Source organism: Archangium violaceum (assembly GCF_016859125.1).
Classification (GTDB): Bacteria; Myxococcota; Myxococcia; order Myxococcales; family Myxococcaceae; genus Archangium; species Archangium violaceum_A.
On the sequence record NZ_CP069338.1, the window covers coordinates 2,479,536 to 2,495,668 of the forward strand.

Sequence of the window (16,133 nt, forward strand, 5' to 3'; positions counted from 1 at the left end):
TACCAGGTCACTCCGTGGACATCCCCTCTCCCCCTGGGAGAGGGGAAATGGCCGCGCGCTACGGCTGAGTGTGTGCGACCACGGGCAGGACGCGGGGGCCTCGCACGGTGAAGGAGTGGTTCCACTCCACGGGGCCACCGGACGTGAAACCGGCGAAGCGCGACAGCAGCACGTCCAGTCCGATGCGGGCCTCCATCCTCGCGAGCGGCGCGCCGAGGCAGAAGTGGATGCCGTGCCCGAAGGGCAGGTTGTTCACGCCCTCGCGGTCCATGTTGAAGCTGTCCGCGTCCGGGAAGCGCGTGTCGTCGTGGTTGGCCGAGCCGATGAGCAGCATCACCCTCGCGCCCGCCGGAATGCGCACGCCGCTCAGCTCCGTCTCGGCGGTGGTGAGCCGGCCCATGGCCTGCACGGGCGGCTCGTAGCGCAGCACCTCCTCGATGAAACGCGGGAGCAGCGAACGGTCCGCCCTCAGGCGCGCGAGCACGTCCGGGCGCTCCATGAGGACACGCATGCAGTGCCCGAGCAGGTGGATGGTGGTCTCCAGGCCCGCCACCAGCAGCAGGAACATGAAGCTCATCAGCTCCGCGTCACCAGGTGACTCGCCGTCCACGCGCGCCTGGAGCAGGTCCGTCACCAGGTCCTCGCGCGGCTCGCGACGGCGACGGTCCAGCACCGCGGCCATCTCCGTCTCCACCTCCCGGACCGTCGCGCGGATCTCCTCCCGGCGCTTCTCGTCCTGGGGATTGGCGCTGATGCTGGTGAGATCATCCGCCCAGCGCTTGCAGCGCGCGTGCAGGGAGGGCTCCAGCCCGATGAGCTCGCCGATGACACTGGCGGGCAATGGGAGCGTGAAGGCATCCACGAAGTCCACCAGTTGTTCCTCGGGGATGCGCGCGACGATGGATTCGGCGTACTGGCGCACGCGCACCTCCAACCGGGCGAGCGCCGCGGGTCCGAAGGTCCGGTTCACCAGGTTGCGCAGCCGGGTGTGGGTCGGCGGATCCTGGCCGATCATCGAGTCCGAGAAGGGGTTGTGCCCCAGCCACTCCGGCTTCGTGGCCACGCGCATCCCCACGTTGGAGAAGATCTGGGGATTCTTGAAGGCAGTCACCACGTCATCGTGGCGGGTGACGACCCAGTAACCACCCGGGTCCACCTGGCACACCGGCGAGTTTCGTCGCAGCTCGGCATAGACCGCATAGGGATGGGCCCGGACCTCGGGCGCCAACAGATTGATACGTCCGCTCATCAGACAGTCCTCCGCGCGGGCGGAGCGTTGGAACACCGGCCGTACCCCACGAACGCTCCCCCCACTGGAACTGTCCCTGATCCGGGCCCGAGGAGCCAGATGGGCACCTCACTGCTTCTACGTGACGACGGGACACGGCTTTGAAACACAAGGAACTGGGAGACGAAAGAAAGGGGACCCTCCCGCGAGGAGAGGTCTTGCACAGGAAGGGTCCCGATACCGCCAGGCAGCGTGCTCCGCTCCCTTTCAGCGGGCGTACTTCATCGCGAGCACCTCGAGCACCTTCTGGGCGGTGAAGTCATCGACGCCCAGAATCCGCTGCATCCGGGTGAGGAGCTCGTCCTCCGCCTCGTCCACCTCGCCCGAGCTCATCGCGAGATCCGCGGCAAGCACGAACGCCTTGCGCTTCACCGTGTCGCTCGAGAGCTCCCTCAAGGACTCCACCGCGTCGAGGAAGTTGGAGTACTTGTTCGCGAGCTTGCTGGCCTGGGCGATGAGCTCCTCCAGCTCCTTCCCCTTGAACTCCGGGAGCTGCCCGACGAAGGCCGCGACAGAACCCACCTCGGATTCGTCGAAGTACCCGTCGGCCCCGCTCATCAAGAGCATCGAGAGCATCAACAGGACGTCATCGCTCGGCCTCTTCGCCGGAGCGGCGCTGCGGAATCTGCTCAAAAGACCCATGATTTCCCCCTCTACGGTGCTGCGGTTGTTTTCCGGCGCACTATGCGTGGCCGCACACACCCGGTCCACTGATGATCGGTGCACGCCCCCGCCTCCTCCCCCGCAACGTTTCATTGCCCTCGGGCGGCAGTGCGGGTAGGAGTGGGCGAATTGCTTGAATGATTGGACAGTCGGGAGAAACCAGCGCCGGGGACGAAATACCGGAATTCCGGTGCCCCGCTGCACGCAAGGTCATGCCTCCCCGCACGATGGGTAGGGAGGACGCCTCCCATCGCGCTCCACACGGAGAACCCATGAGCTACACGAAGCCGCGCCCGCCGAAGCGCTCGGCGCAGTCCGTGCGTCTATCCGCCCTCGCCGCCCTGTTGCTCGCCTCGACCGCGCTCGCCCAACCCCAGGGCGTGCCGGGGTTCGAGTTGGAGCGTCTGGAATTGAACCCCAACGGCCGGGGCTCGCTGGTGATGGGCACCGGTGAGTTGCTGCCCTCCGGAGGGTTCCGCCTCTCGCTTCTAGGTCATTACGAGAAGGATCCACTCGTGCTGTACGCGGATGGAAATCCGGTGGGCGCGGTGGTGGGAGACCGGGCCACGGCGCACCTGTTGATGGCCTGGGCGCCGATGCGGTGGCTGGAGCTGGGCCTCCACCTGCCCCTCGTCGTCTGGCAGCGCGGGGATGACCTCGGCGCCCAGGGTATCGGAGCTCCGGCCCAGACGGGACTCGGTACGCCCTCGGCCCATGTGAGGGTGGGGCTGCTCTCGCAGCGGCGGAAGGCCCCGTTGGATCTGGCCGTCGAGCTGGGCGCGGGGATTCCCGTGGGCAGCCTGGAGACGCTCTCGCGGGACAACACCTTCCGGTTCTCGCCCAAGGTGATGCTGGGCCGGCGCTTCGGCCTGCTCCGCGCCGGTGTGGAGGCGGGCGCGCTGATCCGTCCCACGGTCACCCTCATCGCGGACCAGAACGTCCAGGACGAGGTGGGCAACGAGGTACGCCTGGGCGCGGTCGTCGCCACCACGGGCACCGGGTTGCGCGGAGAGCTCAACGTGCGTGGCACGCTGCCGCTCACGAACCAGCCGAGCTCCCTGGAGCTGTTGGCCGGCCTGCGGCTGCCGCTGGGCCAACTGGCGGAGCTCTATGCGTTGGGCGGACCCGGCTTCGGGGATACGCCCGGCACGCCGTCCTTCCGCGTGCTGCTCGGCGTGGCCCTGGGAGGTTCCGAGCCCCCGGATGCCGCGCCGCGGGATGACGACGGCGATGGCGTGACGAATGACGAGGACGCATGCCCCAACCAGGCGGGCCCGGCCAGGAACAAGGGCTGCCCGGAGAAGGACACGGATGGCGACGGCATCGTGGACTCCGTGGACAAGTGCCCCACGGAGGCGGGCCCTGCCCAGAACCAGGGCTGCGCGGTGGCGGACGCGGACGGGGATGGCATCGCGGATGGCAAGGACAAGTGCCCCAACGAGGCCGGCCCGCCCGAGAACCAGGGCTGTGCGGTGAAGGACCGGGATGGCGACGGCATCGAGGACGCCAAGGACAAGTGCCCCACGGAGGCGGGTCCGAGCGCGCGTCAGGGCTGCCCGGTGAAGGACACGGATGGCGACGGCGTCGTGGACGAGCGCGACGCGTGCCCCAAGGAGGCCGGTCTGGTGGAGCTGCGCGGCTGCCCGCCGAAGGACTCGGACGGCGACGCCGTGTCGGACCACCTGGACAACTGCCCCAAGGAGAAGGGCGTGGAGGCCAACCACGGCTGCCCGCCGCAGCAGGAGCAGTTCGTGGCCATCCAGAAGGGCCAGCTGGAGATCAAGCAGGCCGTGTTCTTCGCCACCAACAAGGCCATCATCCAGCGCCGCTCCTTCCGGATGCTGAATCAGGTCGCCCGGGTCATCAAGGAGCACCCGGAGATCGAGAAGATCATCATCGAGGGCCACTCCGACAACATCGGCGATCCGGACGCCAACCGCAGGCTCTCGCTGGCGCGGGCGCAGGCGGTGAAGGAGTACCTCGTGAAGAAGGGCGTGGAGGCCTCGCGCCTGGAGGCCCGGGGCTACGGGCCCGATCGGCCCCTGATGTCCAACAAGACCGCCAAGGGTCGCGCGGCCAACCGCCGCGTGGCCTTCACCATCGTCACCCCCGAGAGCGAGCAGTAACCCAAGGAATCAAAGGTCATGAAAACTCCATTCATGAAGAAGTGGCTCGCGGCCGCCCTGTGCGTGGTGGCCCTCGGCACGGGGACGGCCCTGGCCGAGCCCGACTCGTTCGGAGTGGGCACGGGGCGCGATGGGCCGCTCACCGTGGCGGGGAGTGGCACCATCATCAACACCTATGCCCAGGTGACGGCGCCCCTGGCGACGGGGGACACCTCCCTCCCGATCGAAGCCTGCACCGGCTGCTTCGCGGATGGCGATCTGGTGATGGTGTACCAGACGACGGGCATCACGCCCGTCCCCGCCTCGGGAATCCAGGCTCCCGTCGACCTCACCAATAATCCGGTGGGGCGCTGGGAGCTCGCGCGGGTGGCCTCGGTGACGGCGTCGACGCTGGAGCTGACGGCGCCGCTCGTCCATACGTACGCGGCGGATGTGACCCAGGTCATCCGGGTGCCCGAGTACACCACGGTCACCATCGCCTCCGGCCAGGGCATCACGGCTCCCGCCTGGAACGGGCGCACGGGCGGGATCGTCGCGTTCCTGGCCAATGGCGTGGTGTCCAACAACGGGCTGATCACCGCCACGGGTATCGGGTTCCGGGGAGGCCAGTACGTCAATGACACCACCGGGTTGCGCGGCTGCACGGAGGTGGATGAGCCGGCCCCCGCGGGCGCACAGAAGGGTGAGGGCATCGCAATCTCGCGCTACGGGCCCGAGCAGACCGGGCGCGGCAACGTGGCCAATGGCGCGGGCGGCGGCGTCTGCTTCAAGTCGGGCGGTGGCGGAGGAGGCAATGGTGGCGCGGGCGGGAAGGGAGGGCGCTCGGAGGGTGCAACCGACGGCGGCCGGGATGTGGGTGGACTGGGGGGCGCGGCGCTCACCTACTCGGCGCTGAACCACCTCTCGTTCGGCGGTGGTGGTGGAGCCGGTCATGGCGCCAACAACACAGGCGTCCCGGGCGGTAATGGCGGTGGCGCCATCTTCATCCGGGCCGATCAGCTCACGGGCAATGGCAGCATCAGCGCCTCGGGAAACCTGGGCGGTGCCGCGACCTCGGATGGAAGCAGTGGCGGTGGAGCGGGTGGCTCCATCTACCTGCGTGTCATCAGAACCGCCGACTGCGCTTCGCTCCTCGCCAATGGCGGTATCGGAGGCAACGTGAACGCCATTCGCGTGGGCCCTGGGGGGGGTGGTGGCGGTGGGCGGGTTCTGTTCCAGGCCGCGGGAGGGAGCTGCGGCAACAACATCATCGCCACCGGCGCCGCGTCCGGAATCCAGCAGGATCCCGCGGACGCCTCCTACGGAGCCCAGGCGGGCAGCAACGGCGCCTCCACCGTGGTGCCGGGCGGATTCGTCATCCCGCCGCCTCCCACGGTGCTCACACCGGCCAACGGCAGCATCACCACCCCGCGTCCCCTCATCACGGGCAAGGCCCTGCCCAATGCCACGGTGATCATCTTCCTCGATGGCGTCGAGATCGGCTCGACGACGTCCGATGAGGCTGGCAACTACTCTCTCACCCCGCCCTCGCCGCTCTCCGACGGAGAGCACATGGTGCAGGCCGTCACGGAGGTGGAGGCGGTACGAGGTGAGCGGAGCGCGATCAACACCTTCACCGTGGACACCTCGGTGCCAGACACCACCATCGTCTCCGGTCCATCGGGCTACACCCAGGAGCGGGACGCGACGTTCGAGTTCAGCTCGAACGAGCAGAATGTAATCTACGAGTGCAGCCTGGATGGCGCCGAGTTCACCCCGTGCCCGTCGCCTGTCACCTTCACCAATCTGGCCGAGGGACCTCACACCCTGCAGGTGCGAGCCCGCGATGCCGCGGGCAACGTGGATGAGTCTCCGGCCTCCCGGACCTTCCGCGTCACCACCGCGGACCTCGCCCTGCTGGGCAGTGGCTGCTCGGCCACGGGGCGCGACTCCTCGCTGGTCCTGATCGGACTGGGAGCACTCGCCGCGCTGCTCCGCCGCCGGCGCCACAACTGACAACGCCTACGTCGTGATTCGGGCCGGGCCCCCTTCCCTCCCCTGGGAAGCGGGGCCCGACTCTTCTTCATCTACGCGAGGGGAGAGCCCCTGCCGGAGGGCGAGGGGCAGGACCTCGCGAGCGCGACCAGCAACGAGGACATCTCGCCCGGGGTGAGCGTCTGGCTCGCCGCCCCGAGCGCCCTCGCCGCACCCGGCATCCCGTCCACCACGCAGCTCGCCCCGTCCTGCGCCACCGTCAGCGCTCCCGCCTGACGCATCGCCAGCAGCCCTCGCGCGCCGTCCTCGCCCATCCCCGTCAGCAACAGCCCCACCGCCCTCGAGCCGTAGAAGCCCGCCACGCTCTCGAAGAGCACGTCCACCGAGGGCACCGCCACGCCCCTCGACACCTGCGTCTGCAACCGGCCCCCGCGCACCGCCAGGTCCCGGTCCGCCGGAGACACGAACACCGTCCCGGGCTCCAGCCACTCCCCTCCCTGCGCCGCCACCACCCGGTGCCCCGTGCCGCACAGCCAGCGCGCGAAGCCCGGCTCGAAGCCCCGAACGATGTGCTGCGCCACCACCACCGGAAAGGGCGCGGGCGACGGCAACGCGCGCAACATCTCGTACACCAGCGGCGGCGCTCCCGTGGAACCGCCTATCGCCAGCAGCGAGCAGGGTCTCGCCTCGGACGCCGGCACCACGACCAACGGAGCGGGCGGCACCACCGGCAGCCGCAGCGCCGTCCGTCTGCGGCCCACCACCCGCGCATGCGCCATCACCCGCACCGTGCGCAGCAGCCGCTCGCGGAACTCCTTCACCGCCTCCAGCCCGCCCACGATGGGCTTGGCCAGCACCTCCACCGCTCCCGCCCTCAAGGACTCGAAGGTCCTGTCCCTCCCCGGCGTGTCCAGCTGCCCGCTGAGCACCACGATGGGACAGGGCGCCGTGGCCATGATCTCCGCGATGGCCTCCACCCCGTCCATGCCCCCGGGCAGGACCAGATCCATCAGCACCAGTTGGGGACTCCATCGCTGCACCGCCGCCACCGCGTCGCGGCCATTGTTCACGGCCGGCAACAGCTCGATGTCCGGCTCACGGCGCAGAATCTGTTCGAGGAAGGCGACGACCGAACGCGAGTCCTCAACCAGCAGCAGCTTCAACTGTGCGGCCTCCCTACCCGTCAACGCTCACACCAGGCCCAGGTAGGTGGCCTGTTCGGCCCCACCCTTTAGCACAGACGCGTCCAACCCCGCCCGCCGAGCCCACCGTGTCCCTCCGAAAGCTCACTTCTTCCCGGAGGACCTGGAAGCCTTGCGCAACGAGGCCGTCACCTTCACCAGCGCATCGTGCGGGCAGAGCGTGGTGTGCGTCGCCTTCTCGTAGCCACGCAGGGTGATGTCGACGACGACAGGCTTGCCCGGAAGGCAGTCGAGCCCCACCGACACGGGCGTCTCGCCCTGATCCCTCCCATCCACCCGGACGTTGGCCCCGGATGGCTCGGACTCGACCATGAGGATGGCCCCGTCGAACTCGGCGCGAGCCTCGCGCGTCACCGAGCCCCGCGAGGGCGAGGTGGGTGCCCGAGGAGCCGGGGTGCTCCCCACAGGCACCTCTGGCGCCGCGGCCTCCGGCTCCGAGGGCGCGCCCGACTCCTCGGGCTCCACCGGCTCCTCGGAGAAGGTGGGCATCAGGGTGAGCATCCTCGGTTTCGTGGAGAGTTCGCCGAGGAGCAACGGACGGACGAACAGCCCCACCGCCACCAGGGCGCACAGCGCCGAGGCCAGCTTCAGCACCGCGGCCACCGACTCGCTCCCGGCACCTCCCGCCGCACGGCCGGGAGGCACCGACGCCATGGCCCGGGGCGGGCCCCCATCGGAAGCACGGGGCACTCGCACGGGCTCGGGGGTGGAGGGCTCCTGTGGACGCGGTGCGTTACCGTTCACGACTCCACCTCCAGGGATGCACCGGACGACTCAACCCACCACACGGAAGACCTCGCGCAACGACGTGACTCCGGAATTCACGCGCTCCAACCCCGCGGCGAGCAGCGGAATCATGCCCTCCTGCACCGCGATGTCGTGCGTCTGCGACGTGGGAACCTTGGTGTTGACGCACTCGCGGATGGCCGGGCTGACACGCAGCACCTCGTAGAGGGCGGCGCGTCCCAGGTAGCCGGAGCCGTCGCAGCGCTGACAACCCGCCGCCGTGAAGAACGGACCCGTGGTGGGCAGGCCCGCCGCTTCCAGGCGCGCCAGTTCGTCGATCTCCGGGCTGGTGGGCACACGGCAATGCGGGCACAGCGCGCGCACGAGCCGCTGCGAGATGCTCGCCACCGTGGCGGACGCGAGCAGGAAGGGCTCCACGCCCATCTCGATGAGCCGGTTGAAGACGCCCGCGGACGAGCTCGCGTGCACCGTGGTGAGCAGCAGGTGTCCACTGAGGCCGGCCTGGATGGCGGTGCGCGCCGTCTCCGCGTCGCGAATCTCTCCCACCATGATGACGTTGGGATCCTGGCGCAGCACGGACCGCAGACCCTGGGCGAAGGTGAAGCCCTGCTCGGCGTTCACCTGCGTCTGGGAGAAGAGCGGCACGTCGTACTCCACCGGATCCTCGATGGTGGCGATGCGCGTCAGGTCCCCGCGCGTCTGCTTGATGTAGCCCAGCGAGGCGTACAGCGTCGTCGTCTTGCCGCTGCCGGTGGCGCCCGCGACGAAGATGACGCCCTGGGGAGCATCCAGCAGGCGCTGGTAGGTGGTGAGGACGCCCTGAGGGAAACCCAGCCGGGTCAGCTCGGGCAGGCGCACGGTGCTCCGGGCGATGCGCAGCGCCACGGACTCGCCGTGGTTGGTGGGCAGCAATGACAGACGGATGTCCGCGGGGCCCTCCTGCGTGCTGATGGAGAAGTGGCCGTCCTGGGGCCGGTCCGAGCGGAAGAGGACCGCCTTGCCCAGCACCTTGAGGCGGTTGATGAGGCGCGGGTGGTGCTCGCGCGGCAGCATCATCACCTCCTCGAGCACGCCATGGACGCGGAAGGCGATGCGCGTGCCCTTCTCCAGCGGGTGCATGTGCACGTCGCTGGCGCCCACGCGGATGGCCCCATCCAGCAGCATGTCCACGAAGGCGATCATGTCCGGCTCGGCGCGCAGCACGTAGCCGCGCAGCACGACTTGCAGCTCGGCGAGCATCTCGCGCACGGCGACCGCCACGTCCGCGTCCACCACCGCCAGCGGGGACAGGGACTGCCGCCGCGCGAAGGACTGGCGCGAGCGACGGACCCGGCTCTCCGCCCAGGCGCCTCCCGCGCCCAGCGCCAGGCACAGCCCCACACAGCCCAGCACCGCGGGTGTGATGGCGAGTCCCAGGAAGCGCGTGCCGAGCCGGCGCGCGGTGTCCATGTCCTCGAGGGGATTCTGGTAGAGCCACGCGCCGATGCTCCCGACGAGCACCAGTAGGGTCAGCACCCACGTGGCCTGGGCGGCTCTTCGGAGAAGCTGGATCATGTGAGAGCCCACACGCTAGCAGGTGGGTCCTCGCGTCTCAATTCCACGGACGTCCGGTGTGCGGGAATGGCAGCGATCTTCAGCGAGAATCCGCACCGCCGCAGCAACCATTCTTGGCCCGCGAGGCTTGTTCGCCCACCGGGCACGGCTCCATGAAGAGAGCGGACAAGCAATACCTCCCCAGCAAGTCGAGCAGATCCGGAGGATATCTCGCGCCGTGGCGACCTCGACTCCATCCGCGACGCGATGGAGCACCATCCTCACATCCACCTCACGCCGCGTCCGGTGCACCTGTCACTCGAGGAGGACGACGTGCTCGTCCTGGAGGGCGAGGTCCAGGACGTGGCCTCGAAGAAGCCGCTGCTGGAGTTGGCCGGTCCACCGGCGTGGAGCAGGTGGAGAACCCCCTCACCGTCCTTACACCTTGAGCGAGCCTCGCTCTCACCCCCTGGTGCTGGCCTGACGGAATATTCCACGGTTACAGTGCTTACCCGGGTGGGCCCGTCCAGGGTCCCCGAAGCACTGGTACCGAGAAGGAAGACAGTCGATGAGCCGTCACCCCCTGCGCACCTGGCTGCTGGTGGGCGCCCTCTCGGGCTCCCTGGGCCTGTCCTGTACGGAGCCCGAGGAGCCGTTCCCCAACATCGACGAGCTCGAGCTGCTCCAGAGCCTGCACACCCCCACGCACGCGCCGCCGAAGGATCCCACGAACAAGTACGGCGACAACCCCGCGGCGGCGGCGCTCGGCCTGCGGCTCTTCAAGGACCCGGGCCTGTCCCGGTGCGGCACCGTCTCGTGCCAGAGCTGCCATGACGGCGCGGGCCGGACGGTGGACACGCCCACGGCGATCGGCTGCGACGGCCAGCTCACCGGACGCAACCCGCCCACCGTGTTGAACTCGGGCTACAGCACATGGTTCATGTGGGACGGACGCGCGGACCGGCTGTGGAACCAGGCCCTGCTGCCCCTCCTGAGCCCAGTGGAGATGGCCTCCAGCCCCGACATCCTGCGCGCCCGCCTCTCCGAGCTCTACGCGGAGGACTACCGCGCCCTCTTCGGCAAGCTGCCCTCCGAGGAGACGGACGACAACCTGCTGCTGGCCAACTTCGGCAAGGCCATCGCCGCGTACGAGCGCACGCTCAACCGCAACGACGCGCCCTTCGACCAGGACGTCGTCCGCTTCCTCGAGGCGGTAGAGGCCGGCACGGCCGACAAGGACCCCGCCTACCTCGGGCTGAAGACCTTCGTGCGCAAGGGCCAGTGCGCCGCGTGCCACAAGGGCCCGATGCTCAGCGACGACCAGTTCCACAACGTCGGGGTGAAGGACCAGAGCGGCAGCCAACGCGGCGTGGCGACGGGGGGCACCGAGATGCTCGCGTGGCCCTTCAACTCGGCGGGGCCCTACAGCGACGCGCCCACGGGTGTCGAGTCCACGCGGCTGCAGAGGCTGCGCGGGGATCTGCGGGACAAGGCGTCGGAGATGGAGGGCGCCTACAAGACGCCCACGCTGCGCAACGTGTCGCTCACGGCCCCGTACATGCACACCGGCGAGGTGAAGACGCTCGAGGACGTCATCGAGCTGTACGACAAGGGCGGCGAGGCGGTGGGCAACTACGCGGGCGTGGTGTCGGAGACCATCAAGCCGCTGGAGCTCACTGACGAGGAGAAGCGGGCCCTGGTGAAGCTGCTCGAGTCGATGACGGGGGCGGAGAAGTAGGCGCGGCGGGACGGGGTGCCTGAATGAGAGGCCAGGCGCGCTTGAGGGTGACGGCGGTGGAGGCGGCGATGGCGGCCTTCACACAGTCCCCGGGGAGGAAGGCGAGCGAGCCCAGCGCGGCCTTGGCGAGCGGCAGCTTCGCGGCCACGGCGAGCCAGGGAATGCCGAGGGCATAGAGGACGAAGGCGCCTCCGAGCAGGTTGATGGCGAAGGCGAGCGGCACCGAGAGCCGCGTCCAGGCGCGCTCGGTGAGCCAGCCGACGAGGAAGGCCCCGGGCAGGAAGCCCACGAAGAAGCCACCGGTGGGCCCGGCGTAGACGGCGAGCCCGCCACGGCCTCCGGCGAGCAGCGGCAGCCCCGCGGCCACGAGCACGTGGAAGAGCAGCATGGACAGGCCCGCCTTGCGCGCTCCGAGCGAGGAGCCGGCGAGCATCACGCCCAGCGTCTGCACGCTGATGGGCACGGGGATGAAGGGCAGCGCGATGGGCGGCATCACCCCGAGCACGGCGAGGATGGCGGCGAACAGGGCGACGTGGACGAGGTCGCGGGTCTTCACGAGGGCTCCTCGGAATCGAAACAGCGCGCGTCGATGGCCTCGGCGAGCGTGTCGGCGGTACGGAGTGTCTTGACGAGCAGGGGCACGAGCACGGCGAGCGGCTCACGCTCGAGCCCGCGCACGCGCTGGGCCTCCTGGATTTCATGCAGCCACGTGGCCAGGAGGGGAATGAAGCGCAGGGTGAGGGAGAGCAGCAGGCCGAGCCGCGCGGGACGCACCCCGAAGCGGGCCAGGGGACGCAGTGCGCGCTCCAGGGCCTCGAGCATGTCCGAGGCCCGCGTGGAGAGAGAGACGAGCGTGGCGAGCAGCAGCAGGACGGCCAGCCGCAGCACGACCTCCAGCGCGGGCACCCAGCCGGACAGCAGCCCGTGCACGAGGAAGAGCGGGACGAGCACGAAGGCGGAGAGGCGCAGGACGGGAGCCACCTCGCGCGGACGCAGGCGCGCGAGCGCATAGAGGCCGAGCGTGGCCCCCAGCGCCACGGAGACGACGGGCAGCGAGGGGAAGAGCAGCAGCCCGGTGCCCATGAGGAGCAGGCCCAGCATCTTCGCGGCCGCGGGCACGGCGTGGACGGGCGAGTCGCGGTGGAGGTAGAGGCCGAGGCTCACGCCATCATCCGGACGTAGGCGTCGAGCGCGACGGAGGGGATGTCATCGACGACGACACGGCCCTCGTCGAAGACGAGCACGCGGTCGAAGTCGCGCAGCAGCTCCAGGTCGTGCGAGACGACGATGGCCGTCTGGGGCATGTCGTGGATGGCCTGGGCGAGGCGGCGCTTGTTGCGCAAATCCAGGAGCGTGGTGGGCTCGTCGAAGACGACGTAGCGGGGCTCCATGACGAGCACCGAGGAGAGCGCGAGCAGCTGCTTCTGCCCTCCGCTGAGCTGGTGCGCGGGGTGGTGGCGGAACTCCTCCAGGCCGTAGCGGCGCAGGATGGTGGCGACGCGCGCGGAGATGTCGGCCGGTGGGAGCCGGAGGTTCTTGAGCCCGAAGGCGATGTCCTCCTCGACGGTGGGGAGGACGATCTGGTTGTCCGGGTTCTGGAAGACGAAGCCCACCTTGCGGCGGATGGCGCGGGCCTCCTTCCGGGTGTCGAGCCCCTCCACGAGCACCTGGCCCTGCTCGGGTATGAGCAGGCCATTGAGGAGCCGCGCGAAGGTGCTCTTGCCGGAACCATTGCCGCCCACCACGGCGATGCGGCGCTCGGAGAGGGTGAGCTCGAGTCCCTTGAGGACGTGGCGCTCACCGAAGTGGTGGTGGACGGCGTGGAGGCTGATCATCGCTACCGCTGGAGGGCGGGCGACTTATAACGCCTTTTTGAATCCGTGCACGTCCCTCTCGGAGGGAGAGGGACGCGGCACTCAGTGGATGTGGGTGGGCTCGGGCTCGGGCGCGTGGCGCACCGGCTCGAGCTCGGCCTCCTCGGCACGCTCCTCGGAGATACCGGGCAGGCTGGTGGCACGGAGGCGCGGGAGCCGGTTCGCGTGCAGCCCGGTGATGAGGCGCACGTCCCGCCGCTTGGTGAGGAACGTATAGGCCCAGTCGAACATCACGGCCAGCTTGTTGCGGAAGCCGATGAGGAAGGTGATGTGGATGCCCAGCCACATCACCCAGGCGGTCCTGCCGCTCAGGCGGACCTTGTTGTAGAGCACGCCAATCGCCGAGCCGCGGCCGATGACGGCGAAGGAGCCCTTGTCATGGTAGCGGAACGGCTCCAGCGGCTGGCCCTCGAGCTTGCGCCGGATGTTCTTCGCCACGTGCTTGCCCATCTGCATGGCCGCTGGCGCGATGCCCGGCACCGGCTTGCCGTCCTGCAGCATCGAGGCGAGGTCGCCAATCACGAAGACGTCCTCGTGCCCGGGAACGTTCAGGGTGGGCTCCACCTTCACCCGGCCCGCCTTGTCGAGCGGCACGCCGAGCGTACGGGCCAGCGGTGAGGCGGCCACGCCCGCGCCCCAGAGCAGCGTCCGTGCCTGGATGCGGGTGTCGCCCACGTTGACGCCCTCCTCGTCCATCCCCGTGACCATGGCGCCCGTGCGCACCTCCACTCCGAGCTTCTCGAGGTCCCTGCGGGCCTTCTCGGAGAGCTCCTCGGGATAGGTGTTGAGGACCCGGGGGAGCCCCTCCAGGAGGAGGATGCGGGCCTGGGACGTGTCGATGCGGCGGAAGTCCTTGGGCAGCGAGTGCCGCGTCATATACGCGAGCGCCCCCGCCAGCTCCACGCCAGTGGGGCCCGCGCCGATGATGACGAAGGTGAGCCACTCGCGCTGGCGCACCGGGTCCGGCTCGCGCTCGGCGGCCTCGAAGGCCAGCAGCACGCGCTCACGGATGTCCCTCGCGTCGTCGACCGTCTTGAGGCCGGGGGCGAACCGGGCCCACTCGGGATGACCGAAGTACGAGTGCGTGGCCCCGGTGGCGAGCACCAGGGTGTCATAGGGAATGTCGCCACCGTCGGTGACGAGCACCTTGCGCTCCATGTCGACGGACTGGGCCTCCGCGAGCAGCACGGTGGTGTTCCTGCCGCGCAGCACCTGACGGATGGGCGCGGAGATGTCGCCCGGGCTGAGGACCGCCGTGGCTACCTGGTAGAGCAGTGGCTGGAACAGGTGGTGGTTGTAGCGATCGAGCACCGTCACATCCACGGGGGCACGCTTCAGCCCGCGCGCGGCCTCGAGTCCGCCAAAGCCCCCACCCACGATGACCACATGATGTCTTCGCCGATTGCCTTCCATGGCGGCAAAGGTGGGGAGACTCCGGGGAATCGACCACCGTACGGAGGATCGTGTCTGAAGGTCGGAAGGATGAAGCCGCCTGCCCGCTCGCCAACGAGGCCAGAGGGCAGACGCATGCCGCGAGCGCCTACCGCACCAGGTGGAAGGCCGTCTGCCGCTGGAGGGCCCAGCGCACCTTTCCGGTGGCATCGATCATGACGTCCTCCTCCTGCGCCGAGCGCACCCGCTGCCCGCCCCATTCCGGCACCGGGCTCGTCGCCTGCAACTCGATGGAGAACCACTGGTTGGGGATCACCTTGTGATCGCCGTTGCCCGGCACCCCCTCCTGGCGGTCCCACAGGCCGATCATCGGCCCCGCGCCGTGCCCGTTCAGGCCGATGGGGTGCGAGTACACCGTCCCGTCGATGCCCTCGGACTTCATCCGCTCCCGCGAGGCCTTGAGAATCTCATTGCCCGTACGCCCCGGGCGCAGCTCCTCGAACACGATGTCCTGCAGCCGGTTCGAGCGAGCCAGCGCAGCCTTCAGCCCCGCCGGCACGTCCGTCTCGCCCTCGCGCAGCACGTAGCCCATGTGCTGCGTGTCCGTGTTCAGCCGCAGCGCCGTCACCCCGAAGTCGCAGTGCAGCACGTCTCCCCGCTCGATGAGGGGATCCTGCCCCAGCTCCTCCTCCGTCTTCCCCTGCCGCTGCACCGACACCGACGGCTGAAACCACGTCCCCAGCCCCAGGTCGTTCACCCGCTGCCGCATCCACCACACCACGTCGCTCGTACGCGTCTTGCCGGGGGTTATCACCTGGTTGGAGAACCCCGTCTCGATGATGTTCCACGCCAGCTTCGTCAGGTCCTCGTAGAAGCGCGCCTCGTCCTCGCCCCGCCACGCGATGAGGTCCACCGCGAGCCCCTCGGCCGGCTTCATCCGGGAGGTCCACTCGGTCCCCAGCGCCTCGGCCATGCCCTCGTACTCGCCATGCGTCAGCCCGTCCGCGAAGGCGAACGTGCGCGACACGTTGATGCCGATGACCTTCGGCTTGCGCTCCTCGAGCACCGCCTTCAGCACCTTCCACTGGTCCGGGCCCCACAGCTCGGCCTGCCGCGTCACCCCGCCCCCGTCCACCTGCAGCTGCGCGCGCCGCGCCTCGTAGACCCCGCCCTGCGTCCCTCCGCCCAACGCGAGCCGCTCCACGCCCAGCTCCGGGCCCCGGTCGTGGAAGACGTAGATGGTCCGCCGCCGCGCCGCGAACGTCGTGGGCGCCACCAGCGCGGGGAAGACGGGGTCCTCGTTGTACTCGCGCATCGAAATCACCCACATCTCGATGCCGTACTGGCGCATCAGCGCGGGCAGCGCCTTCTCCATGCGCTCGCTCAGCCAGGCCTGCTGTCGCGTGGCCTGCTCACGCAGTGTGCCGAAGGGACGCTCGGGCGCGGAAGCCCCTGGCACGGAGGTGGCCGGGGCCGTGGTGGCACAGGCGGACGTGAAGAGGAACAGGGGGACGAGTAGACGGCTCCAGGTGTTCTTCATGGCCGCGCAGCTTCGCACGGATGCCGCTGTCAGGGAGCCCCGAGCATCGACGTCCC

At 69.5% G+C, this 16,133-nt stretch carries 13 protein-coding genes; 3 read left to right on the forward strand and 10 right to left on the reverse strand.

Annotated elements, in window-relative coordinates; translation table 11 throughout:
* Window positions 1-58: 58 nt before the first annotated feature.
* Both JQX13_RS10650 and JQX13_RS10655 read right to left on the reverse strand, forming a co-directional pair.
* Window positions 59-1,249, reverse strand: a complete 1,191-nt coding sequence (locus tag JQX13_RS10650) for a cytochrome P450 (protein ID WP_203408924.1) — start codon at window positions 1,247-1,249, stop codon at window positions 59-61.
* Window positions 1,250-1,495: 246 nt separating this feature from the next.
* Entirely contained in the window at window positions 1,496-1,930 is a 435-nt protein-coding gene (locus JQX13_RS10655) for a tellurite resistance TerB family protein (RefSeq protein WP_203408925.1), read from the reverse strand.
* A gap of 293 nt (window positions 1,931-2,223) precedes the next feature.
* On the opposite strand from JQX13_RS10655, the gene JQX13_RS10660 reads away from it, so the two are divergent.
* Both JQX13_RS10660 and agmC read left to right on the forward strand, forming a co-directional pair.
* On the forward strand, window positions 2,224-4,077 hold the full coding sequence (locus tag JQX13_RS10660) for an OmpA family protein (protein WP_203408926.1): 1,854 nt from the start codon (window positions 2,224-2,226) through the stop codon (window positions 4,075-4,077).
* Between the two features lie 33 nt (window positions 4,078-4,110).
* Entirely contained in the window at window positions 4,111-6,072 is a 1,962-nt protein-coding gene (gene agmC / locus JQX13_RS10665) for an adventurous gliding motility protein AgmC (protein WP_239014673.1), read from the forward strand.
* A 71-nt stretch (window positions 6,073-6,143) separates the two neighbouring features.
* Here the strand turns inward: agmC and JQX13_RS10670 are convergent, their stop codons facing one another.
* From JQX13_RS10670 to JQX13_RS10680, 3 genes are all read right to left on the reverse strand, one after another.
* Entirely contained in the window at window positions 6,144-7,214 is a 1,071-nt protein-coding gene (locus JQX13_RS10670; protein WP_203408928.1) for a chemotaxis protein CheB, read from the reverse strand.
* A gap of 123 nt (window positions 7,215-7,337) precedes the next feature.
* Window positions 7,338-7,997, reverse strand: coding sequence for a PEGA domain-containing protein (locus tag JQX13_RS10675; RefSeq protein WP_203408929.1), 660 nt, complete (start codon window positions 7,995-7,997; stop codon window positions 7,338-7,340).
* Window positions 7,998-8,027: 30 nt separating this feature from the next.
* Window positions 8,028-9,554, reverse strand: coding sequence for a GspE/PulE family protein (locus JQX13_RS10680; RefSeq protein ID WP_203408930.1), 1,527 nt, complete (start codon window positions 9,552-9,554; stop codon window positions 8,028-8,030).
* 547 nt (window positions 9,555-10,101) lie between these two features.
* On the opposite strand from JQX13_RS10680, the gene JQX13_RS10685 reads away from it, so the two are divergent.
* Window positions 10,102-11,271, forward strand: a complete 1,170-nt coding sequence (locus tag JQX13_RS10685; protein ID WP_203408931.1) for a cytochrome-c peroxidase — start codon at window positions 10,102-10,104, stop codon at window positions 11,269-11,271.
* On the opposite strand, the gene JQX13_RS10690 is transcribed toward JQX13_RS10685, so the two are convergent.
* The 5 genes from JQX13_RS10690 to JQX13_RS10710 form a co-directional block, all read right to left on the reverse strand.
* Window positions 11,207-11,827: a biotin transporter BioY gene (locus JQX13_RS10690; RefSeq protein WP_203408932.1), complete on the reverse strand. Its 621-nt coding sequence runs from the start codon at window positions 11,825-11,827 to the stop codon at window positions 11,207-11,209. The genes JQX13_RS10685 and JQX13_RS10690 overlap by 65 nt on opposite strands.
* Complete coding sequence (locus JQX13_RS10695) at window positions 11,824-12,435, reverse strand: energy-coupling factor transporter transmembrane component T family protein (RefSeq protein ID WP_203408933.1); 612 nt, start codon at window positions 12,433-12,435, stop codon at window positions 11,824-11,826. Before JQX13_RS10695 ends, JQX13_RS10690 begins: the two co-directional genes overlap by 4 nt.
* Window positions 12,432-13,106: an energy-coupling factor ABC transporter ATP-binding protein gene (locus JQX13_RS10700; protein ID WP_203408934.1), complete on the reverse strand. Its 675-nt coding sequence runs from the start codon at window positions 13,104-13,106 to the stop codon at window positions 12,432-12,434. Before JQX13_RS10700 ends, JQX13_RS10695 begins: the two co-directional genes overlap by 4 nt.
* Before the next feature lie 81 nt (window positions 13,107-13,187).
* Window positions 13,188-14,558 (reverse strand): NAD(P)/FAD-dependent oxidoreductase, encoded by a 1,371-nt coding sequence (locus tag JQX13_RS10705; protein ID WP_203408935.1) that lies wholly within the window; start codon window positions 14,556-14,558, stop codon window positions 13,188-13,190.
* Window positions 14,559-14,685: 127 nt separating this feature from the next.
* Complete coding sequence (locus JQX13_RS10710; protein WP_203408936.1) at window positions 14,686-16,077, reverse strand: M24 family metallopeptidase; 1,392 nt, start codon at window positions 16,075-16,077, stop codon at window positions 14,686-14,688.
* Window positions 16,078-16,133: the final 56 nt, after the last annotated feature.